The organism is Burkholderia pulmonis, assembly GCF_984667975.1.
In genome coordinates this window covers 1,450,507-1,473,714 of sequence record NZ_OZ480187.1, presented here as the reverse complement: position 1 = coordinate 1,473,714, position 23,208 = coordinate 1,450,507, and the positions used below count along the sequence as shown (strand labels likewise).

At 69.2% G+C, this 23,208-nt stretch carries 22 protein-coding genes and 1 pseudogene; 3 read left to right on the top strand and 20 right to left on the bottom strand.

The genetic code is table 11. From position 1 onward, the window contains the following. The first annotated feature begins 97 nt into the window (after positions 1 to 97). On the top strand, positions 98 to 1,477 hold the full coding sequence (locus AC5LXK_RS23345) for an MFS transporter (protein WP_493393839.1): 1,380 nt from the start codon (positions 98 to 100) through the stop codon (positions 1,475 to 1,477). A gap of 39 nt (positions 1,478 to 1,516) precedes the next feature. Here AC5LXK_RS23345 and AC5LXK_RS23340 read toward each other — a convergent pair whose 3' ends face one another. From AC5LXK_RS23340 to AC5LXK_RS23330, 3 genes are all read right to left on the bottom strand, one after another. Next, on the bottom strand, positions 1,517 to 1,759 hold the full coding sequence (locus tag AC5LXK_RS23340) for a hypothetical protein (RefSeq protein ID WP_493393838.1): 243 nt from the start codon (positions 1,757 to 1,759) through the stop codon (positions 1,517 to 1,519). Then, positions 1,756 to 3,003, bottom strand: coding sequence for an alkaline phosphatase family protein (locus AC5LXK_RS23335; RefSeq protein WP_493393837.1), 1,248 nt, complete (start codon positions 3,001 to 3,003; stop codon positions 1,756 to 1,758). Before AC5LXK_RS23335 ends, AC5LXK_RS23340 begins: the two co-directional genes overlap by 4 nt. 171 nt (positions 3,004 to 3,174) lie before the next feature. Beyond that, positions 3,175 to 3,423, bottom strand: coding sequence for a helix-turn-helix domain-containing protein (locus tag AC5LXK_RS23330; RefSeq protein ID WP_493394039.1), 249 nt, complete (start codon positions 3,421 to 3,423; stop codon positions 3,175 to 3,177). 90 nt (positions 3,424 to 3,513) lie between these two features. On the opposite strand from AC5LXK_RS23330, the pseudogene AC5LXK_RS23325 reads away from it, so the two are divergent. Together AC5LXK_RS23325 and AC5LXK_RS23320 are read left to right on the top strand one after the other, a co-directional pair. After that, a pseudogene (locus AC5LXK_RS23325) lies at positions 3,514 to 3,951 on the top strand (SDR family oxidoreductase); the annotation flags it as partial. Positions 3,952 to 4,067: 116 nt separating this feature from the next. Next, on the top strand, positions 4,068 to 4,874 hold the full coding sequence (locus AC5LXK_RS23320) for an alpha/beta fold hydrolase (protein WP_493393836.1): 807 nt from the start codon (positions 4,068 to 4,070) through the stop codon (positions 4,872 to 4,874). A 167-nt stretch (positions 4,875 to 5,041) separates the two neighbouring features. On the opposite strand, the gene infA is transcribed toward AC5LXK_RS23320, so the two are convergent. The 17 genes from infA to AC5LXK_RS23235 form a co-directional block, all read right to left on the bottom strand. Then, a complete protein-coding gene (infA, locus tag AC5LXK_RS23315) occupies positions 5,042 to 5,305 on the bottom strand; it encodes a translation initiation factor IF-1 (protein ID WP_027780754.1) in 264 nt (87 codons plus the stop codon). A gap of 468 nt (positions 5,306 to 5,773) precedes the next feature. Continuing rightward, on the bottom strand, positions 5,774 to 5,977 hold the full coding sequence (locus tag AC5LXK_RS23310; RefSeq protein ID WP_006483056.1) for a cold-shock protein: 204 nt from the start codon (positions 5,975 to 5,977) through the stop codon (positions 5,774 to 5,776). Between the two features lie 282 nt (positions 5,978 to 6,259). Beyond that, entirely contained in the window at positions 6,260 to 7,339 is a 1,080-nt protein-coding gene (locus AC5LXK_RS23305) for a 3-ketosteroid-9-alpha-monooxygenase, oxygenase component (RefSeq protein ID WP_493393835.1), read from the bottom strand. Positions 7,340 to 7,407: 68 nt separating this feature from the next. Next, positions 7,408 to 9,870: an efflux RND transporter permease subunit gene (locus tag AC5LXK_RS23300; RefSeq protein WP_493393834.1), complete on the bottom strand. Its 2,463-nt coding sequence runs from the start codon at positions 9,868 to 9,870 to the stop codon at positions 7,408 to 7,410. Positions 9,871 to 9,964: 94 nt separating this feature from the next. Further along, a complete protein-coding gene (locus AC5LXK_RS23295) occupies positions 9,965 to 10,927 on the bottom strand; it encodes a WD40/YVTN/BNR-like repeat-containing protein (RefSeq protein WP_493393833.1) in 963 nt (320 codons plus the stop codon). 149 nt (positions 10,928 to 11,076) lie between these two features. Then, the gene (locus AC5LXK_RS23290) at positions 11,077 to 12,282 is read right to left on the bottom strand and encodes an acetyl-CoA C-acyltransferase (protein ID WP_493393832.1); all 1,206 of its coding nucleotides are present in this window, start codon (positions 12,280 to 12,282) and stop codon (positions 11,077 to 11,079) included. A gap of 17 nt (positions 12,283 to 12,299) precedes the next feature. Further along, complete coding sequence (locus tag AC5LXK_RS23285; RefSeq protein ID WP_493394038.1) at positions 12,300 to 12,785, bottom strand: MaoC family dehydratase; 486 nt, start codon at positions 12,783 to 12,785, stop codon at positions 12,300 to 12,302. After that, positions 12,785 to 13,585: an SDR family oxidoreductase gene (locus tag AC5LXK_RS23280; protein ID WP_493393831.1), complete on the bottom strand. Its 801-nt coding sequence runs from the start codon at positions 13,583 to 13,585 to the stop codon at positions 12,785 to 12,787. Before AC5LXK_RS23280 ends, AC5LXK_RS23285 begins: the two co-directional genes overlap by 1 nt. Further along, positions 13,582 to 14,778, bottom strand: a complete 1,197-nt coding sequence (locus AC5LXK_RS23275) for an acyl-CoA dehydrogenase family protein (RefSeq protein WP_493393830.1) — start codon at positions 14,776 to 14,778, stop codon at positions 13,582 to 13,584. Before AC5LXK_RS23275 ends, AC5LXK_RS23280 begins: the two co-directional genes overlap by 4 nt. Continuing rightward, a complete protein-coding gene (locus AC5LXK_RS23270; protein ID WP_493393829.1) occupies positions 14,775 to 16,007 on the bottom strand; it encodes an acyl-CoA dehydrogenase family protein in 1,233 nt (410 codons plus the stop codon). Before AC5LXK_RS23270 ends, AC5LXK_RS23275 begins: the two co-directional genes overlap by 4 nt. 3 nt (positions 16,008 to 16,010) lie before the next feature. Then, positions 16,011 to 16,889, bottom strand: coding sequence for an SDR family oxidoreductase (locus AC5LXK_RS23265; RefSeq protein ID WP_493393828.1), 879 nt, complete (start codon positions 16,887 to 16,889; stop codon positions 16,011 to 16,013). A 41-nt stretch (positions 16,890 to 16,930) separates the two neighbouring features. Further along, a complete protein-coding gene (locus AC5LXK_RS23260; RefSeq protein WP_493393827.1) occupies positions 16,931 to 18,082 on the bottom strand; it encodes an acetyl-CoA C-acetyltransferase in 1,152 nt (383 codons plus the stop codon). Beyond that, complete coding sequence (locus tag AC5LXK_RS23255; protein ID WP_493393826.1) at positions 18,082 to 19,149, bottom strand: acyl-CoA dehydrogenase family protein; 1,068 nt, start codon at positions 19,147 to 19,149, stop codon at positions 18,082 to 18,084. Before AC5LXK_RS23255 ends, AC5LXK_RS23260 begins: the two co-directional genes overlap by 1 nt. A gap of 35 nt (positions 19,150 to 19,184) precedes the next feature. Then, positions 19,185 to 20,354: an acyl-CoA dehydrogenase family protein gene (locus AC5LXK_RS23250; RefSeq protein WP_493393825.1), complete on the bottom strand. Its 1,170-nt coding sequence runs from the start codon at positions 20,352 to 20,354 to the stop codon at positions 19,185 to 19,187. After that, positions 20,351 to 21,166, bottom strand: a complete 816-nt coding sequence (locus tag AC5LXK_RS23245) for an enoyl-CoA hydratase family protein (RefSeq protein WP_493393824.1) — start codon at positions 21,164 to 21,166, stop codon at positions 20,351 to 20,353. The genes AC5LXK_RS23250 and AC5LXK_RS23245 overlap by 4 nt, the downstream gene beginning before the upstream one ends. 19 nt (positions 21,167 to 21,185) lie before the next feature. After that, positions 21,186 to 22,286: an NAD(P)H-dependent flavin oxidoreductase gene (locus tag AC5LXK_RS23240; protein WP_493393823.1), complete on the bottom strand. Its 1,101-nt coding sequence runs from the start codon at positions 22,284 to 22,286 to the stop codon at positions 21,186 to 21,188. Next, positions 22,283 to 23,203, bottom strand: a complete 921-nt coding sequence (locus AC5LXK_RS23235; protein WP_493393822.1) for an enoyl-CoA hydratase — start codon at positions 23,201 to 23,203, stop codon at positions 22,283 to 22,285. Before AC5LXK_RS23235 ends, AC5LXK_RS23240 begins: the two co-directional genes overlap by 4 nt. Positions 23,204 to 23,208 lie beyond the last annotated feature (5 nt).

Here is a 23,208-nt window from a genome sequence, read left to right as displayed (position 1 = left end):
CCCGCGCTTGCGCACCCGTTACGCTCAGCCTGCTGACACCACGCTGTCAGTTGACGGCGCATAAGCTCGATAGTCCGACATCCGAGGAGCATCGCCCGTGGCCCACACCGGAGAACTCTCCACACCGGCCGAGCGCGCCGCCGGACGGCGCGGCCTCACCCTCCTGACCCTCTGCCTCGCCGTGCTCGTCGCGCAGGTCGACACGGCCGTCGTGAATCTCGCGACACGCGCGATCGGCGACTATTTCCATGCGGGCGTCGGCGCATTGCAATGGGTCGTCGACAGCTACAACCTCACGTACGCGGTACTGCTGCTGACCGGCGGGCTGCTCGCCGACCTGCACGGCCGGCGGCGCATCTTCATCGCCGGCACGGCGCTGTTCACGGTCGCGTCGCTGGCATGCGCGCTCGCGCCGTCGGTGTCGGTACTGATCGGCGCACGCGCACTGGCCGGCGTCGGCGCGGCGCTGCTGCTGCCGGCATCGCTCGCGATCGTGCGCGTCGTGTGGCGCGATCCGGTCGAGCGCGGCCGCGCACTCGGCATCTGGGCCGCGTGCAACGGCGTCGCGATGGCAATCGGCCCGACGCTCGGCGGCGTGCTGATCCGGCACTTCGGCTGGCGCAGCATCTTCTTCGTCGTCGTGCCGCTGAGCATCGCCGCGATGCTGCTCGCGGTTCCGGCCGTCCCCGAGTCATCCGATCCGCACGGCCGGCATGTCGACGGTGCGGCACAAGTCACCGGTGCACTCGCGCTCGGCGCGCTCGCGTATGCGGCGATCGTGTTCCGCGATTCGCCGGCCGCGTGCGCGCTTGCCTGTTGCGTTGCAGTCGCGTCGTTCGTCGCGTTCATGGCGATCGAGCGTCGCCACGGAGCAGCCGCGCTGGTGCCGCTCGACATCTTCCGGATCAGCGCGTTTCGCGGCGCGATCGCCGCGACCACCGGCATGACGTTCGGCATGTACGGCGTGCTGTTCCTGCTGCCGCTGACGTGGCAGAGCACCGGCCGTCTCGATTCGACCGGCGCGGGCCTCGCGCTGCTGCCGATGGCGCTCGTGTTCGTCGTCGTGTCGCCGTGGTCGGGGGCGCTGTCCGAGCGCATCGGCACACGCGTAACGACGGCCGGCGGCGTCGCGATCATCGCGTGCGGGCTTGCCGTGATCGGCGCGGCGGCCGGTGCGCCGGGCCTGCTCGGCGCGGAAACCGGCCTTGCATTGACGGGCCTCGGGATGGGGATCGCGACGGGCCCGTTGATGACCGTCGCGGTCGGTTCGGTCGAGGCCGCGCGCTCGGGCACCGCGAGCGCGCTCGTCAACGTCGCGCGGATGACCGGCGCGACGCTCGGGATCGCGGTGCTCGGCACGTTGTTCGCGGCCGCGCATGGCGGCGCAAACGGCTTGCGCGCGGCGATGTTCGCCGGTGCGGCGGTTCAGTTGACGGGCGCCGTGGTATCGATAATCAGCGCGCAGCGGGCGGCATGACACGTCACGTGCCTGCCACACACACGGCAGCACAACCCGTCAGCGATGCTTCCCGCCGTGCTTGCGCGCGCGGTGCTCGGCGCGCTTCTGCAGCAGCGCCGGCATCAGTTCCTCGATGTACTGCCGCGCCTGCCCGCGCGTGACGATCTCGCTGAAGCGCTGATGGGCCTTGTCCGGGCCGACCAGTGCCGCGTGCGCTTTCTTCAGGATGTGCAAATATGCGATCAGGCTCGTGCCGTCGCGCACGGGCAGCGCATCGCGCGGGTCAGGGGTCGTACTCATGTTCCGATCCTTTGCGGGCAATCCGTCCGGCACGTCGTCGTCACGAGCGCCAGCAGGTCGTTGGCAAGGCGATCGCGATCGGTCAGCGGCGCGAGGCCGAACAGCCGTTCGAGCGTCGCGGCCACCGACGCATGATCGTACGGCGTGTGGTCGACCTGCCCGGCCGCGACCCACGGCGAGATCACGATCGCCGGCACGCGCACGCCGTACACGTCGAAGCCGAAGCCGCTCGCGTTCAGCGTCGCGGCCGCGCCGTCGTTCGGCGGCGGCGCGGCACCCGGCGGAACCGAATCGTAGAAACCGCCATGCTCGTCGTAGACGATCACGAGCAGGCTGCTGTTCCACACCGGCGAATTGCGGATCGCGTCGTACACGCGCGCGGCGAGCTGGTCGCCGCCGGCCAGCCCGTCCATCGGGTGCTGCGAGCTGCCGTTCTGGTAGGTGCCGTGCACGATGTCGCCGTAACCGGGCTCGATGAACGTGTAGCGCGCCGTGTAGCCCGCCGCGAGATCGGCTTCGAAATGCGCGAAATCGTCGACGTCGAAGAAGCTGACGCCCTTCAGCGACGCGACCTGCGGCACATGGCCGAGCGGGTCGCCCGTCTGGTCCTGGTAGATGCGCCAGTTGTCGTCGCCGAGCGTGCCGAAGATCGAACCCTTCGGATAGGGAAAGCCGTCGAACGCATCCCATCCGCACATTTCTTCCTTGGTCGGCGAATGGTCGAGCCCGGCCGACGACGCGCCGTGCAGGAAGAAGCGGTTCGGCCAGGTCGGCCCCGGCATCGACGCATGCCACGCATCGCACAGCACGAACGCATTCGCAAGCGCGTACAGCGACGGCGCCTGCGTCGCGACGTCGACACCCTGCATGACCCTGCCCGCGTCTGCGGGCTGCGGCGGCGTGCCTTCGGAGTGCGATGTCGCGTAGTTCGACACGAACCCCGCATTGACGACCGGCGGATATGGCTGCCCTTTCACGAACGGCACGCCCGCGCCGCACAGCTGTTCGAGCACGTCGGCAAATTCGTGGCACGGATCGGTCGGCATCCGATCGGGCGCGCCGCCGCCGAACGGATAGACCGCGCCGCCGTACGCGTTGCTGTTGCCCGGCGACGCGGCGACGATGTCGGCGATGCCCGACAGCGCAAACAGGTGATCGAAGGAACGGTTCTCGAGCATCAGCACGAACACGTGCTGGATGCGGTCCTGAACGGACGGGGATGCGGGGGCTGCGTCTGCACTCATGGCGCCTCCTGGCGTCGCGCGACGAATGTCCGGCTGGCACGATCGTCGGCCCGCTGAAAGCGACTGAAGGGATTGAAAGCCTTGCGGGGCGGGCCGCGAATTGCCGACGAGTGTACGGCCGCGCCGGCCCGCGCGTAAAGCGTCATGCAAACCGCGTCGCCGCCTGTCCGTTCAGCCGTCGGCCGGCGTGGTTTTCAGCGCGGCGATATCGCGGCGCGGCGGCGCGCCGAACATCCTCGCGTATTCGCGGCTGAACCGCGACGCGTTTTCGTAGCCGACGCGATACGCGGCCGTCTCCGCGTTCGCCGCGCCCGCCACCATCAGGTGCCGCGCCTCGAGCAGCCGCAACTGCTTCTGGTACTGCAGCGGCGTCATCGACGTCAGCGCCTTGAATTGCCGGTGAAACGCCGACGGGCTCATCTGCGCGACGGCCGCGAGTTCCTCGACGCGGATGGCCTCGGCAACCTGGCCGCGTAGCGCATGGATCGCCGCGACGACGCGCTGTGCATGACCGAAGCCGACCTCGACGCGCCCTATCGCGTGCACTTCAACGGCGTGTGCTTCCTCACGCAGACGCTGCTGCCGCTGATTCGCGACGGCGGCCGCATCGTGAACGTGTCGTCGGGCCTCACGCGCGTCGCGGTGCCCGGCAGCGCGGCCTACGGGCCGATGAAGGACGCGGTCGAGGTGCTGACGCGCTGTCTGGCTAAGGAACTCGGCCCGCGCGGCATCGCGGTGAACGTCGTCGCACCAGGCGCGGTGGCCACCGATTTCAGCGGCGCGATGGTGCGCGACAATCCGGAGATCAACCGACGCGTCGCGGAATGGACCGCGCTCGGCCGCGTGGGCGAGCCCGGCGACATCGGGCCGATGATCGCGTCGCTGCCGTCGGACGACAACCGTTGGGTCAATGCGCAGCGCATCGAGGTATCGGGCGGGATGGCGCTCCGAGCGTTGACTTTCGCCGATCGGCCCGATAGGATGGATGCACTTTCAAGACGCCCTCCCGGTCCGCCGGGAGGGCGTTTCGTTTTGGTTCCCCTACCAAAAGGAAACGACTTGAAATGACCCGTATCGACACCCTCGCCTCCCGCCCGAACGGCCACCCCGCCGGCCTCGGCTACCTGCGGCACGGCGCCGGCCCCGAATGCGTGATGGTGCTGCACGACTGGCTCGGCGACCATACGAACTACGCGGCGCTGCTGCCGTATCTCGACGAAACGGCGTTCACGTACGTGTTCGTCGACCTGCGCGGCTACGGCGCATCCATTCACCTGAGCGGTACGTACACGATCGACGAGATCTCGGCCGATTGCGTCGCGCTCGCGGATCGTCTCGGCTGGCAGCGCTTTCACGTAATCGGCCATTCGATGACCGGCATGGCGACGCAACGCCTGGCCGCCGACGTGCCGTCGCGCATCAAGAGCGCGATCGCCGTATGCCCGGTGTCGGCGGCCGGCAACCGCCTGCCCGACGACGCCCGCGCGTTCTTCGCGAGCACGACCGTCGACGACGATGCATTTCGCCGGCTCGTGCGGTTCGTGACGGGGGGATTGTCGGCGCGCTGGGCCGACCTGAAACTGCGGCAGAACCGCACGCGCGTGGCGCCCGGTTGCCGGCTCGCGTATCTCGACATGCTGACCGGCACGGACTTCGTCGATGAGGTCCGCGGGCTCGACACGCGCTTTCTGGTGATGGTCGGCGACAAGGATCCGGGGCTCGACACGGCGGCGATGCAGGCGACGTTTCTCGCATGGCACCCGAACGCGCGGCTCGTGACGATACCGAATTGCGGGCATTACCCGATGCAGGAATGTCCGCCGTATTTCGCGATGATGATCGAGGATTTCCTGCGGGACGCGGCTGCCTGAGCGTTGCACACGCAGGGCGGCCGGTGAAGGCGGAACTGGCCGCCGCGGTGCGATGGCGCCGCCGGCGACCGATGAACGGCGCGACACGTGCCGTTCATCCGGTTCGTCCGGCCGAGCGGCCGGACGGGTTTCGATCGGCGCGCGACTGCGCGCACCGATCGCGCCGCTTAACGACGCGGCTGGCCGCTTCGCGGCGGACGCGGGGAATTCGCGTCCTTGTGACGGAAGTTGATGCGGCCCTTGGTCAGGTCGTACATCGACAGTTCCAGCGTCACCCGGTCACCCGCGAGAATGCGGATGTGGTTCTTGCGCATGCGGCCCGACGCGTACGCGCCCACCACGACGCCGTTTTCCAGCGTCACACGGTATTTGCTGTCCGGCAGCACTTCGTCGACGATCCCGTCGAGTTCCAGCAGTTCTTCTTTTGCCAAATCCAATTCCTCCAGACAAGGTGATTGACCGCGGCCGCGGCGATCTGCCCGGCGCCGTATCCCGCAGCGGGAAGGCCGCCGGCAGGCTGCCGGGGATCGGTTCGTTCAGACGGGCCACGGGCCTGTCTTGCGATCGGAGCCCGGCGCGTTGCGGCGTTCGGGCGGTCGGTGGCGGCGGCGTAACGAGCGCCGCGCAAGTCGGGACCGCGCCGGCTACGACATGGCGGCGGTCTGCTCGGGTTGATGCGTTGAAGCGGTGATGCGCTCGTGAAGCAGCGTGCGCTTCACAAGGGCGTTGCGTCGCATGCGGGTCACGCATGCGGTGAGGGAGGCGTCACGACCGATGCATCGTGAATGACGCGATGCATCGGTCGTGCGCATCGGAACGCGCTGGCCGCCGTCATGCGGCGCCCGGCGCGATACTCCATCCGGCATCGGCCGCCGACTGGCGACCGCTGCCGATGCGGCTTACTGCGGCGTGATGTTCGACGCTTGCAGACCCTTCGGGCCGCGCTTCACTTCGAAGCTGACCTTCTGGCCTTCGGCCAGGGTCTTGAAACCCGTGCCGCGAATTTCCGAGAAATGGGCGAACAGATCGTCGCCGCCGTTGTCCGGGGAAATGAAACCAAAGCCCTTGGTTTCGTTGAACCACTTGACGGTACCGGTATCCACAAATACTTCCTTAATACAAATAATTGAACATGCGCCCGCGACGGACGCAGAAAGAATCAAAGAGGGAGAGACCAACGACTGCCGCACAACGTACGGCTAATGATGAGCAATCGAACTTCTTGACGACTTCGGTCTCGGACACTACGCGGGAACGGCCGCTTCGTCAAGTCATTTTGGTGCGACGCACAAGGGCAGACGCCGCGGACGCCTTGTGCGGCGGGTGTTGCCGGCCGATCGGGGCCATTTCGATGCGCCCCTCTTTTTCGGCCGGCGAGCCCGTTTTTACTGCGCCTCGAACACGTGATGCAGCGCCGGCGGCGCGGCGCCTTCGCGAATCCGCATCTCGAACGCCTTGCGCGAAACGCTCGTCGGCCGCACGTCGGCCGCGTCCAGGTAGAACTGCGAATACCAGTCGCGCATCTGGTACAGCGGGCCGTCGCCTTCGCACAACAGCGGGTTGTCGATCCGCGTCTTGCTGTGCCAGATGTCGACGTCCTCGTAGAACGCGCGCTGCGCCTCCTTCACGTACGCGTTCGCGATCTCCATGTTCTGCTCGTCGGTCAGGCCGGCCACCTTCTTCACGATCACGCCGTAACGCAGCTCGAAGCTGTTCATGTCGATCGGCACATGGCAGTTCAGCAGCACCGAGTGGATCGGCTGCCCGTTGCTCTGCCCCGTCATCTGCGTGATGTGCACGGCCGGCCCGAAATAGGTCGACAGCGCGGTCAGGGCGTCGCCGCCGAGCTTCTCGCTGCGGCCGACCATCAGCTGCGTCGCCTTGTGGTCCTCGAACAGGTTCGCGAAATAGTCGATCGGCGCGCGGTGCACGGTCGCGAAGTGCGCGACGTCCGAGATGTTGTCGACCAGCTCCCGGCAGTTCGCCTGGATCACCATCTTGTCGACGACCCAGTCCGACCATTCGTCGGAGAAGCACACGTCGAGGCGCGGAATCGCGACCTCGGCCGGCGGCGCATTGCCTTCCGGGTCGTTCCACACGAACAGCAGGTTGTTTTCCTCGCAGGTCGGCCACGCGCCGATGCGCGCCTTCGGCGGAATCCGCTTGCAGTACGGAATCGATGCGCACTGCCCTTCGCCGCTCCATGCCCAGCCGTGGAACGGACACACGAGGTTGTCGCCTTCGACCGTGCCGAGGCTCAGGTCGGCGCCCATGTGCGGGCAGTATGCGTCGACGATGTTGACCTTGCCGGTCGAATCGGCGAAGGCGGCGAGCTTGCGGCCGAAGGCGTTCAGCGTGTGCGGCTTGCCGTCCTTGTAGTCGCGGGCGAGCCCGAGGCAGTGCCAGCCGCGCGCATAGCGCTGCGCGAGCGGCTGGGCTTCGATCTTGTAGGGGCGTGCGGACATGTGGATTGACTCCTTGCTTGGGAGAACGCGCGGCGGCCCGCCGCGCGCGGGGGAAATGGGAGCGCCGTTCAGCGCACCGGGTTGCCGGATTTGAGCGCGGGCGACGGTTTCAGCGGCACGGGAGCAGCCGGCGCCGGCTGCTGCTGTCGCGTCACGCGGCGCTCGGCACGCTCGACGCCGAGCCACGCGGCGAGCGCGGGCAGCAGGAACACCGCGCCGAACAGGTTCACGAGGAACATGAACGCGAGCAGCACGCCCATGTCGACCTGGAACTTCAGTGCGGAGAACGCCCACGTGCCGACACCGATGAACATCGTGACGGCCGTGAACAGCGCCGCCGTGCCGCGCTGGCGCATCGCGTCGGCAAACGCGTCCGGCAGCGCCGCGCCGTGGCGGATGTCGTGCTGAAGGCGCTCGTACAGGTAGATCCCGTAGTCGACGCCCACCCCGACGCCGAGCGTGATCACCGGCAGCGTCGCGACCTTCAGCCCGATCCCGAGCCGCGCCATCACCGCATTGCACAGGATCGACACGAGCGTGAGCGGCACGACGATGCACAGCACAGCACGCCACGAGCGGAACGTCACCGCGCAGAGCAGCGCGATCGCGCCGAAGATCGACAGCAGCATCGCGATCTCCGCGTCGCCGACCGCCTCGTTGGTCGCGGCCATCACGCCGACGTTGCCGCCCGCGAGCCGGAATGCGACGTTCGGCGTCGGGTTTTCGGCCGCGAAGCGCTTGATCTCGTCGACGATGTGCGCGATGGTCGTGCCTTCGTGGTTCTTCGTGTAGATCAGCACCTGGATCGCCTTGCAGTTCGCGGTGTTCATCCCGTTGTCGGGGTCGAACGCGTTGGCGCCCTGCGTGAGCCCGTCGCTGGAGCGCGGCAGCGCGGCCCAGCGCGGGTTGCCCTCGTTGAACGCGGCGATGAACACCTTGCCCTGCGATGCCACGCTCGTCACCGACTGCACGCCGGCCACGCCGCGCATGTTCATCTCGAACTTCTCGATCGCGCTCATCACCGGGTAATGCAGGCACGCGTCGTCGAAGCCGGTCGTCTCGACGATCACCGACAGCACGTCCACGCCGATGTTGTACTGGTGCGTGATCGCCGCGTTGTCGATGTTGTAGCGCGAGTTCGCGCGCAGCTCCGGCGCACCGGTGCCGATGTCGCCGATCTCCAGCTTGCGCGATTCGAGCGTGCCGTAGGCGAGCAGCGCGAGCGCCACCGCGAACACGCCGAGCGCCGGCCCCGGCCGCGCGAACACCGCGAAGCGCGACCACATCCGGCTGCCGCCGGCCGCCGCCGTGCGCTGTGCGCGCGCCAGCGTGCCGCGTTCGAGGCGCGTGTAAGACAGCAGGATCGGCAGGAACACCTTGTTCGTGACGATCATCAGCAGCACGCCGAGGCACGCGGTGATGCCGAGCTCGCGCACGATGTCGATCCTGATCCGCATGATCACCATGAAGCCGAGCGCGTTGGTCAGCAGCGCGACGGTGCCCGGCACGAACAGCTTGCGGAACGCGTCGCGCGCGGCATCGACCGACGACGCGCCGCGCACCAGCGCCTGCTTCCACGCGTTGGTCATCTGCACCGCGTGCGACACGCCGATCGAGAAGATCAGGAACGGCACGAGGATCGACATCGGGTCGATGCCGAGCCCGAGCAGCGGCAGCGCGCCGAGCAGCCAGACGACCGGCAGCAGCGCGACGACGAGCGCCAGCACGGTGGTCTTCACCGAGCGCGTGTAGGCGAACAGCAGCGCGGCCGTCACGAGGAACGCGAGCGCGAAGAACGCCATCACGCCCGCGATGCCGCTCTCGACGTCGCCGACCAGCTTCGCGAAGCCGATGATGTTCACGTCGATGCCCTGCTTCGCGTATTTCGCGCGGATCTCCTCGAGCTGGCGCGCGACCGCGCTGTAGTCGAGCCGCTTGCCGGTCGCCGGGTCGGTCTCGCGCAGTTCCGCGCGGATCAGCGCCGACTTCAGGTCGTTGCCGACGAGGCGGCCGATCTGCCCGGAACGCGCGACGTTGCGGCGCACCTTCGCGAGATCGTCCGGGTTCGCACTCGAAAACTGGCCGGGCACGACCACGTCGCCGCGGAATCCGGCTTCGGTCACCTCGGTGTAATGGACGTTCGGCGTGAACAGCGAGAACACCCGCGAGCGGTTCACGCCGGGGATGAAGAACACGTCGTCGGTCGCATGGCGCAGCGCGTCCATGAACGTCTGGTTGTAGATGTCGCCATCGCCCTTCCAGCGCAGGCTCACGAGGATCGTGTTCGCGCCCGGGAACGCGCCCGCATAGCGCTCGAACACCTGCATGTACGGATGCTGCATCGGGATCATCTTGTTGAAGCCCGGATCGAGCTTCAGGCGCGTCGCGGACAATCCGAGCGCGAGCGTGACCGCGACGCACAGCAGCATCAGCAGCTTGCGCTGGCGGATGATCGTGTTGGCGCAGCGTTCGACGAACGTGGCGAGGCGCGATGCGGGGACGGCTTCAGGGGGACGTGACAGGTCGTTCATGGAATTCTCGTGTCGGTACGGACTGGCGATGCGAAACGAACGGAAGCGTGCGGAAACCGGCGGCTGCGTCTGTCGCGGCCGCCGTGGCCGCGCGTCAGGACGGTGACACGGCGAGCGGCGCGACGCCGGCCTCGCCGCCGAGCAGCAGCGCGCCGTGGCCCATGTCGAGCACGGCCGCGAGGCTCTGCACGCCGCCGAGCTTGCGCACGTCGAAGGTCAGCCCGCCGTCGCGCGACGCGACGATCGCGCCGCCCTGGCCGACCAGCACGAGTTCGCCGTCGGCGAGCTGGGTCGCGCCGAAGTACGACACCGGCACGTGGCTGTCTACGTGCGTCCAGGTCGCGCCGTGATCGGTGCTGCGCACGACGTTGCCGCGCATCCCGTAGGCGACCCAGTCGCCGTCCGCGAGCATCAGCGCGCCGAACAGCGAGCCCGCATACGGCGACGCCATCTTGTCCCACGTCGCGCCGTTGTCGGTCGAGCGCAGCAGCGTGCCGCTTTCGCCCGCGATCAGCAGGTTGCCGTGGCCGTCGCCGACGATCGCGTTCAGGTGGCGGTCGCCGGCCGGTGTCTTCACGGTCTGCCAGCTGAGGCCGGCGTCGTCCGAACGCAGCAGCTGGCCGAAGCTGCCGGCCGCGAACAGCGGGCCGCCCGCGGTGCCCCAGACGGACAGCAGCGGATCCGAGTGTTCGTGGTCCATGTGCACCTGGCGCCAGTGCACGCCCGCGTCGTCGCTGCGGACGATCCGCCCGTCGTGACCGACCGCGATCCCGAGCGTCGGCGTGATGAAGCGCACCTGCGTGAGCGTCGACGCCTCGTCATCGGCGATCGATGCCGGCCGCCAGTGGGCACCCGCGTCGTCGCTCAGCAGGATCACGCCGCGTTCGCCGACCGCGACGATGCGCGTCGTGCCCGCGCGGGCGAGCCCGTTGATCTGCAGCCGGTCGGCGTGGATCGCGGTGGCCGGGAACGCCGGCAGCGGGCGCGGCGAAAACGCGAACAGCGCGGCGCCGAGCACGAGCGCCGACATCGCGAGTCCGGGCAAGGTACGTTTCATGCGTGTCTCCTGTATCTGCGTTCGACGGCGGTTCGCGCCGAAGCGCCAGCCGCAGCCGGCTGCAAGTCTCCGGGCCGCCGGTCGTCGCCGCGGCCTCGAATGGTCCTGAATGGATGGCCGCTCGCGCGGCGCGGCCCGCCTGCGTGCCGCTACGCGCCGACTTCGAACAGCGCGGCGGCACCCATCCCGCCGCCGATGCACATCGTCACGACCGCATGCCGCACGCCGCGCCGCGCGCCTTCGAGCAGCGCGTGCATCGTCATGCGCGTGCCCGACATCCCGAACGGATGGCCGAGCGCGATCGCGCCGCCGTCCACGTTCAGCCGGTCGTCGGGGATGCCGAGCGTGTCGCGGCAATACAGCGCCTGGCACGCGAATGCTTCGTTCAATTCCCACAGCCCGACGTCGGCCACGGTCATCCCGAAACGCGCCAGCAGCTTCGGAATCGCGAACACCGGGCCGATGCCCATTTCGTCCGGCTCGCAGCCGGCCACCGCGAGGCCGCGGAACGCGCCGAGCGGCGTCAGCCCGCGGCGCACCGCCTCGCTGCGCGACATCACGACCACGGCCGCCGCGCCGTCCGACAGCTGCGACGCATTGCCGGCCGTCACGAACTCGCCCTGCTCGACGACCTTGCCACCGCTCCACGACGGCTTCAGCCCGGCGAGCCGCTCGGCCGTCGTGTCGCCACGCACGCCTTCGTCGCGGGCCGCACGCAGATCCTCGTGGCCAGTCGCGTTGCCTTCCCTGTCGAACAGCGCGCGCCGCACGTCGAGCGGTGCCATTTCCGCGTCGAAGCGGCCGGCCGACTGGGCGTCGGCGGTGCGCTGGTGGCTCTGCAGCGCGAATTCGTCCTGCGCGGCGCGCGGGATCCCGTAGCGGCGCGACACGATCTCGGCCGTTTCCATCATCGCGATGTAGGCGGCCGGCTGGTGATCGAGCACGGCCTGCGAACGCGCGCGATACGCGTTCTTGTGCTTGTTCTGCGTGAGCGAAATCGACTCGACGCCGCCGGCGACGACGATCCGCGCATCGCCCGCGCCGATGCTGCGCGCGGCGCTCGCGATCGACATCAGGCCCGACGAGCACATGCGGTCGATCGCCATCCCGGGCACCGACGCCGGCAACCCGGCCGCCGCCGCCGACAGGCGGCCGATGTTGTAGCCCTGCGTGCCCTGCTGCGCGGCGCAGCCGATCAGCACGTCGTCGACGTCGGCCGGCGCGACGCCCGCGCGTTCGAGCGCGGTGCGCACGACGTGGCCGCCCAGCGCGGGCGCCTCGGTGTCGTTGAACATGCCGCGAAACGCCTTGCCGATCGGCGTGCGTGCGACGGAAACGATGACTGCGTCTTCCATGTGCTGGCTCTCTGACTCTAGAAGTAGTAACGGCTGATCGTGTCGGCCACGCAGCCGGGTTTCGCCTCGCCTTCGATCTCGACGGTCACGCGAATCCATGCCTGCACGCCGCCGTCGAGCGGCTCGACGCGCAGCAGCTCGCCGACGCCGCGCACGCGTGCGCCGACCTTCACCGGCGCCGGGAAACGAATCCTGTCGCAGCCGTAGTTGACGCCGAGCCGCGCGCCGTCGATGCGCACGATCTGCGGCAGGAAGCAGTTGACGAGCGACAGCGTCAGGTAGCCGTGCGCGATGCACGCGCCGAACGGGCCGTCCTTTGCGCGCACCGGATCGACGTGCACCCACTGGTGATCGCCCGTCGCATCGGCGAAGCCGTCGATGCGGCGCTGGTCGATCGCGAGCCATGCGCTCGCGCCGAGCGTGTCGCCGACCGCAGCCGCGAGTTCGCCGGGATGCGCGAATACGCGAGGCGTCGCGCGCACGGGGTCGAGGGTCGTGTCCATCACGCGTGCTGGCTGCTGACCGACAGCACTTCGCCCGTCATGTACGACGCGTAATCGCTTGCAAGGAATACCATCACGTTCGCGACCTCCCAGACTTCGGCGGCGCGCCCGAAGGCTTCGCGCGACGCCAGTTGATTCAGCAGGTCGGCCGGAGCCGACTTCTTCAGAAAATCGTGCATTGCGATGCTCGGTGCGACCGCGTTGATGCGCACGCCGTACGGCGACGCCTCGAGCGCCGCACAGCGCGTGAGCGCCATCACGCCCGCCTTCGCCGCCGCGTAGTGCGCCTGTTCCGCCTGCGCGCGCCAGCCGAGCACCGATGCGTTGTTGACGATCGCGCCGCGGCCTCGGGCCTGCATGTGCGGCAGCATCGCGCGCGTCATCCGGAACGTCCCGGTAAGGCTAATGTCGATCACGCGCGACCATTCGGCATCGTCCATATCGACGATGCGGGTCGATCCGCCGAGCCCGGCGTTGTTGATCAGCACGTCGACGCCGTCGAGCTTGTCCTGCGCTTGCGCGACCAGCGCCTGCACGTCGGCCTCGACCGCGACGTTGCACAGGCGGCCGTAGATGTGTTGTAGCCCCGTTTCGGCGCGCAGCGTCTCGACGGCCTGCTCGAGGCGCTTTTCGTGGATGTCGGAAATGAACAGCGCACGGCAGCCTTCCTCCGCGCTGCGGCGCGCGGCCGCGAAGCCGATGCCGGCGCCCGCGGCGGCCGTGATCAGCACCGATTTGCCGGCGAGCAGCTGGTGGCCGGGCACGTAGGCCGGGGCTTTCTGGATCAGGGGTTCGGTCATGCGTTACCTCGTGGTTCTCTCGGCATGCCGAGCCCGCGCTCGGCCATGATGTTGAGCTGGATTTCGTTGGTGCCCGCGTAGATCGTGTCCGCACGGGAGAACAGGAACACGCGCTGCAGATGGGTGAGCTTTTCGTCGGCCGGATCGATCACGTTCGCGCGCGGGCCGAGTGCGTCCATCGCAAGCTGACCGAGGTCGCGGTGCCAGTTCGACCAGAAGTACTTGTAGATCAGCGCCTCGCGGCGCAGCGGCGCGCCGGCGTCGGCGTCGTCCGCGCCGGACAGCATCCGCAGCGCGTTGTAGCGCATCACGCGCAGTCCGGCCCATGCGCGGCCGATCCGCTGGCGCAGCACGGGGTCGCGATCGGCGCCCGATTCGCGCGCCGCGTCGATCACCCATTCGAGCTCGCGGACGAACTGCATCTGCTGGCCGAGCGTCGACATCCCGCGCTCGAAGCCGAGCAGCGTCATCGCGATCCGCCAGCCGTCGCCCGGTGCGCCGACGAGGTCGCGCGCCTGTGCACACGCACCGTCGAAGAACACTTCGTTGAATTCCGCACCGCCGTTGAGCTGTTTGATCGGACGGATCTCGATGCCCGGCTGGTCGAGCGGCATCAGCAGGAACGACAGCCCCTTGTTGCCCTTCGACTCGGGATCGGTGCGGGCGAGCACGAAGATCCAGTCGGAATCGTGTGCAAGCGACGTCCACACCTTCTGCCCATACACGCGCCACGTGCCGTCCGCATCCTGTTCGGCACGCGTGCGCACGTTGGCGAGGTCCGAACCCGCGGCCGGCTCCGAATAGCCCTGGCACCAGAACTGCGTGCCGGCCAGGATGCCGGGCAGGAAGCGCGCGCGCTGGTCGTCGGTGCCGCACGCGACAAGCGTCGGCCCGAGCAGCCCTTCGCCGATATGCCCCATCCGGCCGGGGCCGCCCGCGCGGGCGTATTCCTCGTGGAAGATCACCTGCTCGGCGACCGAGAAGCCGCGCCCGCCGGCGCCGGCCGGCCAGCCGAGCCCCGTCCAGCCGCCCTTCGCGAGGGCCTGCTCCCATGCCTTGCGCAGCTCCGGCCACGCTTCCTCGTCGCCGGGACCGCCGCGGTATTTCAGGCACGCGAATTCGCCGGTCAGGTGCGATTGCACCCAGTCGGCCACTTCGTGCCGCAATTGCTGTTCGCGCGTTTCGCTGTTCATTGCAGGGCTCCTGCGCGTGCGGCCGACGGACGGGATGCGGCCATCGCCGATGGCTCGAACGCTGCATCGCGCTGCGATGCGTCGCCGTCAATGGCATGACGGGCGATCCATTCGAGCAGTTGCGGCGTGCTGCCGAACTGCGCACCCGACGCCTGTGCGCGTTTGAAATAGAGATGCGGGTCGTATTCCCACGTGAAGCCGACGCCGCCGTGCAGCTGGATCGCTTCCTGTGCGCAGAACGCGTATGCGTCGTTCGCGGCGGCTTTCGCGGCCGCGATGTCGGCACGCAGCGCGAAGGCCGGCGTCGCACCGGCCTCCGCGTCCCATGCATGCGCGGCGCCGAGCACAGCCGAGCGCGCGGATTCGATCAGCACCATCATCTGTGCGCAGCGGTGCTTGACGGCCTGGAACGATGCGATCGCACGGCCGAACTGCACGCGCTGGCTCGTGTAGTCGAGCGTCAGGTCGAGGCATTGCTGCGCACCGCCGAGCTGTTCGGCGGCCAGCGCGAGCGCCGCGAACCATCCGGCGCGTTCCAGCACCTGCACCGCGTGGCGGCCGGCCACCAGCGCATCGCGGCTCACGCGCGTGTCGTCCAGCATCACGCGCGCGATCGGCCGCGTCGCGTCGAGCGTGTCGAGCGGCGTGACGGTCAGGCCCGACGCCGATGCAACGTCGATCGCGAACAACCCGATCGACTGCCCTTCGTTCGCGATCCGCGCGGGAATCAGCAGCAGGTCGGCACGCGCACCGTCGATCACCTGTTCGATCGTGCCGAACAGCGCATAACCGCCCGCCGCCTCTTCCGCGACGACCGGCAACGCCCACGCACCGGCCGGCAGGTCGAACGACAGCGCCAGCGTCGCACTGCACGCGCCTTCGGCGATCTTCGCGAGCCAGCCGGTGGCGGCTGCCGTATCGGTGCAGCCTGCCAGCGCAGTAGCGGCCAGACACGTGGTCGAAAAATACGGCACGCACGCGACGCGCCGGCCGAGCTGCTCCATCAGCACCGTCTGCTCGACCGCGCCGAGCCCGAGCCCGCCCGCCGCTTCCGGCAACGCAAGCGCGTTCCAGCCGAGTTCGCCCGCGAGCGTGGCCCACAGCACATCGTCGCGGCCGGCCGACTGTTCGAGCGCGCGGCGCACGTCGGCCGACGCGCTGCGTTCGGCGAGCACGTCGGCCGCCGCGTCGCGGATCATCGCCTGTTCGTCGGTGAGCGCCAGATCCATCGCTCAGCTCCCGTACACGCGCTGCGCGGGTCGCGCGTCGGCAAGCAGCCGCGCGACCGCCGGGCCGACCTCGTCCGCCGCCCAGCGCGCGCCGCGATCGACGCTCGGGCCCGTGCGCCAGCCTTCGGCGACCGCGATCATCCCGCCCGCGACCTCGAACACCTGGCCCGTCACGTCGGCGGACAGCGCACTGCCGAGCCATACGACGAGTGGTGCGACGTTGGCCGGATCGAAATAGTCGAAACCGCCGCCCTCGGGCTTCTTCATCATGTCGGCGAACACGCCTTCGGTCATCGACGTGCGCGCGGCCGGCGCGAGCGCGTTCACGCGCACGCCGTAGCGCTGCAGTTCGGCCGCCTGCATCAGCGTGAGCGCGGCGATCCCGGCCTTCGCCACGCCGTAGTTCGATTGGCCGATCGAGCCTTGCAGCCCGGCGCCCGAACTCGTGTTGACGATCCGAGCGTCGACCGCATGGCCGGCCTTCGCCGCATCGCGCCACACGCGCGCCAGCACGCTCGACAGGCAGAAGTGGCCGCGCAGGTGCACGCGCATCACGTCGTCCCAGTCTGCTTCGGTCATGCTCGTGAACATCTTGTCGCGGCAGATGCCCGCGTTGTTGATGAGCACGTGCACGTCGCCGAACGCTGCGCGCGCCGCATCGACGATCCGCTGTGCTGTGTCGGTCTGTGTGATGTCGTCCGAATTCGCGAGGGCGCGGCCGCCGCGCCGGGCGATCTCGTCGCACACGGCCTGCGCGGCGTCGTGCCGGATGTCGTTGACGACGACCGCCGCGCCTTCGGCCGCGAATGCGAGCGCGTACTCGCGCCCGAGCCCGCCGCCCGCGCCGGTGATGATGACGGTGCGTCCGTTACAGATTCCCATGCTTGTGCCTCTTGGATCGTGAGATCGTGAAAGTGACGCGCTCACAGGCGCTCGATGATCGTGACGTTCGCGAGGCCGCCGCCTTCGCACATCGTCTGCAGCCCGTAGCGGCCGCCCGTGCGTTCCAGCTCGTGCAGCAGCGTCGTCATCAGCCGTGCACCGGTCGCGCCGAGCGGGTGACCGAGCGCGATCGCGCCGCCGTTCGGGTTGGTCTTTTCGTGCGGGAAGCGCGTGTCGGCCAGCCACGCCTGCGCGACCGACGCGAACGCCTCGTTCAATTCGACGACGTCGATCTGCGACCAGTCGAGCCCGCTCTTCTTCAGCGCGGCCTGGGTCGCCGGGATCGGCGCGGTAAGCATCCACAGCGGATCGTCGCCGAGCACGCTCAAGTGGTGAATGCGTGCGCGCGGCGTGAGGCCGTAGCGCTTCAGCGCGTCTTCCGACACGATCAGCAGCGCGGCGGCCGCATCGCAGGTCTGGCTCGCGACGGCGGCCGTGAGCGAGCCGCCGGGCGTCAGCGGCTCGAGCGTCGCCATCTTGTCGAGCGACGTGTCGGGGCGCGGCGTCTCGTCGTGCATCACGCCTTCGAACGGGACGATTTCCCGCCTGAAATGGCCGGCCTCGATCGCCGCGACCGCTCGACGGTGGCTTTCCAGCGCATAACGCTCCATCGCGTCGCGCGACAGGTTCCAGTGATCGGCGATCCGCTGCGCGGCGACGAACTGCGACACCGGCGCATCGCCGAAGCGCGCGCGCCAGCCGGTGCTGCCCGAGAACGGATCGGTGAAGCCGAGCGGCGCCGCGCAGGTCATCGCGGACGAGATCGGGATCTGCGTCATCGTCTGCACGCCGCCCGCGACGACCACATCCTGCACGCCGCTCATCACGGCCTGCGCGGCGAAGTGCACGGCCTGCTGCGACGAGCCGCACTGGCGGTCGACCGTCACGCCCGGCACCTGCAGCGGCAGCCCGGCCGCGAGCCAGCAGGTGCGCGCGATGTTGCCCGCGAGCGGGCCGATCGTGTCGACGCAGCCGAACACCACGTCGTCGTATTCGTCGGCGGGAATCGCGTTGCGCCCGACGAGCATCTTCAGCACGAAGCCGCCGAGGTCCGCCGCATGCACGTGCGCGAGCCCGCCCTTGCGGCGCCCGGTCGGCGTGCGCAGCGCGTCGACGATATAGGCTTGTTTCATCAGTTCAGTTCCTCGAGGTCGAAGGTCTGCGCGGGGCCGATCGGCAACGCGTCGCCGAGGATCGCGTCGGCCACGCGGGCCTTGTGGAACGCGCTGTCGCCCCAGCTTCCGGACAGCGCCCAGATGCGCTTCATGAAGATCTGCAGGTCGAGTTCCCACGTGTAGCCGATCGCGCCGTGCACCTGCATCGAGTGGCGCGCGGCCAGTTGCGCGGCCGCCGTCGCCGCGAGCTTCGCGTGCGACACGAACACCGCGCGCTGCGGGTGATCGTCGGCGATCGCCTGTGCGGCGCGCGCGACCACCGGCCGCGCGAACTCGTAGCGGATCGCGACATCGGCGAGCAGGTGCTTGAGCGCCTGGTACGAGCCGATCGCCTTGCCGAACTGCTTGCGCTGCGCGCTGTAGTCGATCGCGACGTCGAGCACGCGCTGCGTGAGGCCGAGCAGCTGCGCGGCGACCGCGAACGCGCCGTGGTCGAGCGCGCGGTTCAGCAGCGGCGCGGCATCGTCGGCCGAAGCGATGCGGGTGGCCGCCGACGGCTCCCAGTCGAGCGTGAACAGGCGCCGCGACGGGTCGACGCTGTCGACCGCACGCCATGCGCACCGCGCGGGGTCGACGCGGTGCAGTTCGCCGCGGTGTTCGCACAGCAGCGTGTTCGCGACATGCACGTCGGCCGCATACGGGTTCACCGGGTGCACGAGCGCGACGCGCGCGCGGCCTTCGGCGACGTCGCGCAGCAGCGCATCGCGCCAGTCGCTCGCGGGCAGCCGCGCCAGTACGCCGGCCGACACGAGCGCCGTGTCGAGCAGCGGCTCGGGGCTGCCGAAATAGCCGTAGGTCTGCGCGAGCAGCGCCCATTCCGTTTCGGTCAGGCCGAGGCCGCCATGCGCGTCGGGCACCGATACGGCGGTCAGCCCCTGCGACGCGAACAGCGCCCACAGGTCGTCCGAGCGCCCGGTCGGCGTGGCCCAGAGCTCGCGGATCAGCTCGGGCGTCATCTCGGTCATCAGCAGGCGCTTCACGCTGTCCGCGAGCGCTTCCTGGTCTTCATCGAATACGAAATCCATGGGATGTCCGTTCAGTGAGGGGGGCGCCGGCGCGGTTACGCGCGCGGCATGCCGAGCATCCGTTCGGCGACGATGTTGCGCTGGATCTCGTTGGTGCCCGCGTAGATCGTGCCGGCCTGCGCGAACAGGAAACCGTCGAGCCAGTGGCCGAGCGTCGCGTGCTGCGCGGCCGTCTGCGGGACGACCTCGCCGTGCGCGCCGAGAATGTCGAGCGCGGTCTGGTGCATGCGCAGGTCGAGTTCCGACCAGAACACCTTGTTGGTGCTCGACTCCGCGCCGATATGGCCGCCCTTCAGCAGCCGGCTCGCGGTCGCGTAGGTCGACAGCGCATAGGCCTGCGCATCCATCCAGGCCTGCACCACGCGTTCGCGCAGCGTCGGGTCGCGATCCGCGCTGTCGCGGTGCGCGAGATACAGGTCGCGCAGCGCCTGCGCGGTACGCTGGAAGCGCGCGGGCGAGCGCAGCATCAGCCCGCGCTCGAAGCCGGCCGTCGCCATCGCGACCTGCCAGCCCGCGCCTTCGGCCGCGAGCCGGTTCTCGACCGGCACGCGCACGTCGTCGAAGAAGATTTCCGCGAACCCGGTCTGCCCGTTGAGCTGCCGGATCGGCCGTACGGTGATGCCCGGCGCGGACAGCGGCACCATCAGGAACGTCAGGCCATGGTGACGGGTCGATTCGGGATCGCTGCGGAACAGCCCGAACAGCCAGTCCGCCCACACCGCGCGGGTCGACCAGATCTTCTGGCCGTTCAGCACGTATTCGTCGCCGATACGGGCGGCCGTCGTGCGGATCGCGGCCATGTCCGAGCCCGCGTTCGGCTCCGACCAGCCCTGCGCCCACACGTGCTCGCCGGCCGCCATCGCGGGCAGGAAGCGCGCCTTCTGCGCATCGGTGCCGAAATCCATCAGCGTCGGGCCGAGCAGGAAGATGCCGTTCTGGTTCACGCGCATCGGTGCGTCGGCTCGCCAGTACTCTTCCTCGAAGATCAGCCACTCGATCAGGTCGCAGCCTCGCCCGCCCAGCTCGCGCGGCCACGTGACCATGCTCCAGCGGCCCGAGTGCAGCGTGCGCTCCCATTCGCGGTGCGCGGCGAAGCCTGCCTCGGTGTCGAAGCTCGGCAGCCGCTCGCGCGGCACGTGCGCGGCGAGCCATTCGCGGATTTCCGCGCGGAACGCCTGCTGTTGCGGCGTATAGGTCAGGTTCATGCGCGTGCCTCCCCGGCCGTCGCCTGCGCGTCGAAACGCGCGTCGCGTTTCTCGACGAACGCGCTGCGCGCTTCCGTCGAATCGTTCGTCATGTACGCCTGCAGCGTGAAGCCCTGCTCCCAGCGGTACTTGTCCTCGAGATCGCCGTCCTCGACGCCGTTCAGCGCCTCCTTCGCGAGCCGCACCATCGCCGGGCTCTTGTCGGCGATCTTGCGGGCGATCGCGAGCGCCGCGTCGCGCAGCGTGTCGCGCGTGACAACTAGCTCGACCGCGCCGAGCCGGTACGCTTCGGCCGCGTCGATCATGTCGCCGGTGAAGTACATCGCGCGCACCTTCTGCACGCCGAACAGCCGCTGCAGGTGCGCGCCGCCGCCCATTGCGCCGCGGTCGATCTCGGGCACGCCGAAGCGCGCGCAATCGGCCGCGACGACGATGTCCGCCGCGCCGCAGATGCCGATCCCGCCGCCGAGCACGAAGCCGTGCACGGCCGCGATCACCGGCTTCGGGTTGCGGTGCACCGCACGGAACGTCTCGTAGTTGCCCGCGTTGACCGACACGATCCGCTCCGGATGCGCGGCCAGTTCCTTGATGTCGACGCCCGCGCAGAAGCCGCGGCCTTCGCCGCGCACGACGATCACGCGCACGTCGTCGTCTTCGCCGAGCGCGTCGAGTGCGTGCGACAGCGCGTGCCAGCCCTGCGCGTCGAGCGCATTCACGGGCGGATGGGCGATCACCAGTTCGGCGATGCCGTCTGCGCGCTCGATCCGGAACGGCATCGCGCCGGCCGGTTGATTGGATGCTGTCATCTGCATTGCCTCCCTGTGATGTGGTTCATGCGGTCTGCACCGCTGCCGTGCCCCGCAGCGCGGCCAGCGCATCGAGCCGCTCGCCGGCTTCCGCGACGATCCGCGCGATCAGCGCGTCGCACGATTCGATCGCGCCGATCATCGCGGCCGCCTGGCCGCTCGGCAGCACGCCTTCGTCCGGGCGGCCCTCGACGATCGCGCGCTGGATCAGGAACGGCGCGTTCGCGGCCATCAGCGTCTGGCTCGCCGTGTAGTCGTGCGAGCGCAGCGCCTTGATCGCGAGCCCGAGCATGTCGCCCGTGCTCAGCCCGTTCTGGCGGCGCCACGCTTCGGCCGTCTTCAGCGCGAACCATGTGCGGCGCAGCGGGCCGAAGCACTCGAGCTTCAGCAGGTACGGGTTGTCGATCATGCGTTGCGGCAGCCCGTCGAGCGCGTCCGATACGCGGATGCGCGCCGGATCGCCGACCGCGACGTACTGGTCGAGCGTTTCGCGCGGCACCGGCGATTCGGCGCTCATCAGGAAGCGCGTGCCCATCGCGATGCCGGCCGCGCCGTACGCGAGCGCGGCCGCCAGCCCGCGCCCGTCGAAGAACCCGCCGGCCGCGACCACCGGCACGCGTACCGCGTCGAGCACCTTCGGCAGCAGCAGCGTGGTCGGCACCGAGCCCGTGTGGCCACCGCCTTCCGCACCCTGCACCGTCACGACGTCGGCGCCGAGCTCGACCGCTTTCGCCGCATGCTTCGGCGCGCCGACGGTCGGCATGCAGACGATGCCGGCGTCCTTGAAGCGGCGGATCGTCTTCGCATCGGGCCCGCGCCCGTAGCTGACCGCGCGCAGCCGGTGCCTGATCGCGAGATCGACCACCTGCGCGGCGTTCTTCTGGAACATGTGGAAGTTGATGCCGAACGGCTTGTCGGTCAGCGACTTCACCTTCAGGATCTCGGCCTCGACCTGCCCGGGTTCGAGCGTCGCGCCGGCCAGGAAGCCAAAGCCGCCCGCATTCGCGGTCGCCGCGACGAGCCGCGCGTCGGCCACCCAGCCCATCGCGGTCTGCACGATCGGATAGCGGCAGCCGAGCAGGTCGCACAGCGGCGTATGCAACGGGCTCCGAAACGTCGTGCTCATGCGGCGGCTCCGTTGACGGCGACCGGGGCCGGCGCGTCGCCGCGATCCACGCCGTTCGGCTGGCGCTGCGAGCTGGCCATGCTGCGTGCGTCGTAGCCGCCGAGGCGGTCGCCACTGACGAGCTCGTTGTGCGCATGGGCAAAGTGATGCCACGCGAACGCCGCATCCATCGCCGCACGCTTGCCCTGCAGCTCCTCGACGTGGTTCAGCGCCTGCTTGGTCAGCGTGAGCCCGAGGCGCGGCATCGTCGCGATCTTCGCGGCGATCGCGTAGGTCGCGTCGCGCAGCCGCTCGCGCGGCACCACGCGGTTGACCATCCCCATCTGGTACGCGCGTTCTGCCGGCATCCGCTCGCCGAGGAACAGGAATTCCTTCGCGATGCGCGGGTTCAGCTCGTACGCATGCGCGAAATACTCGACGCCCGGGATTCCCATCCGCACGACCGGATCGGCAAAGAACGCGTCTTCCGACGCGACGATCAGGTCGCACACCCACGCGAGCATCAGCCCGCCGGCGATGCACGCGCCCTGCACCATCGCGATCGTCGGCTTCGGCAAATCGCGCCAGCGCCGGCACATCCCGAGGTACACCTCCTGCTCGCGCGCATACAGGAATTCACCGCCTTCCTTGTCGACGTGGTCGTACCACAGCGACGCGCGATCGAACGACTCGTGGATGTCGCGGCCCGGCGTGCCGATGTCGTGACCCGCCGAGAAATGCTTGCCGGCGCCCGCGAGCACGATCGCCTTCACCGCGTCGTCGTGCGCCGCGCGCCGGAACGCGGCGTCGAGCGCATACGTCATCTTCGAGTTCTGCGCGTTGTGATACTCGGGACGGTTCATCGTGATCGTCGCGATGCCGTCCTCGACCGCGTAGCCGACGACACCGTCGCCGAACGTCATCTGGGTCGCTTCCATGTCGA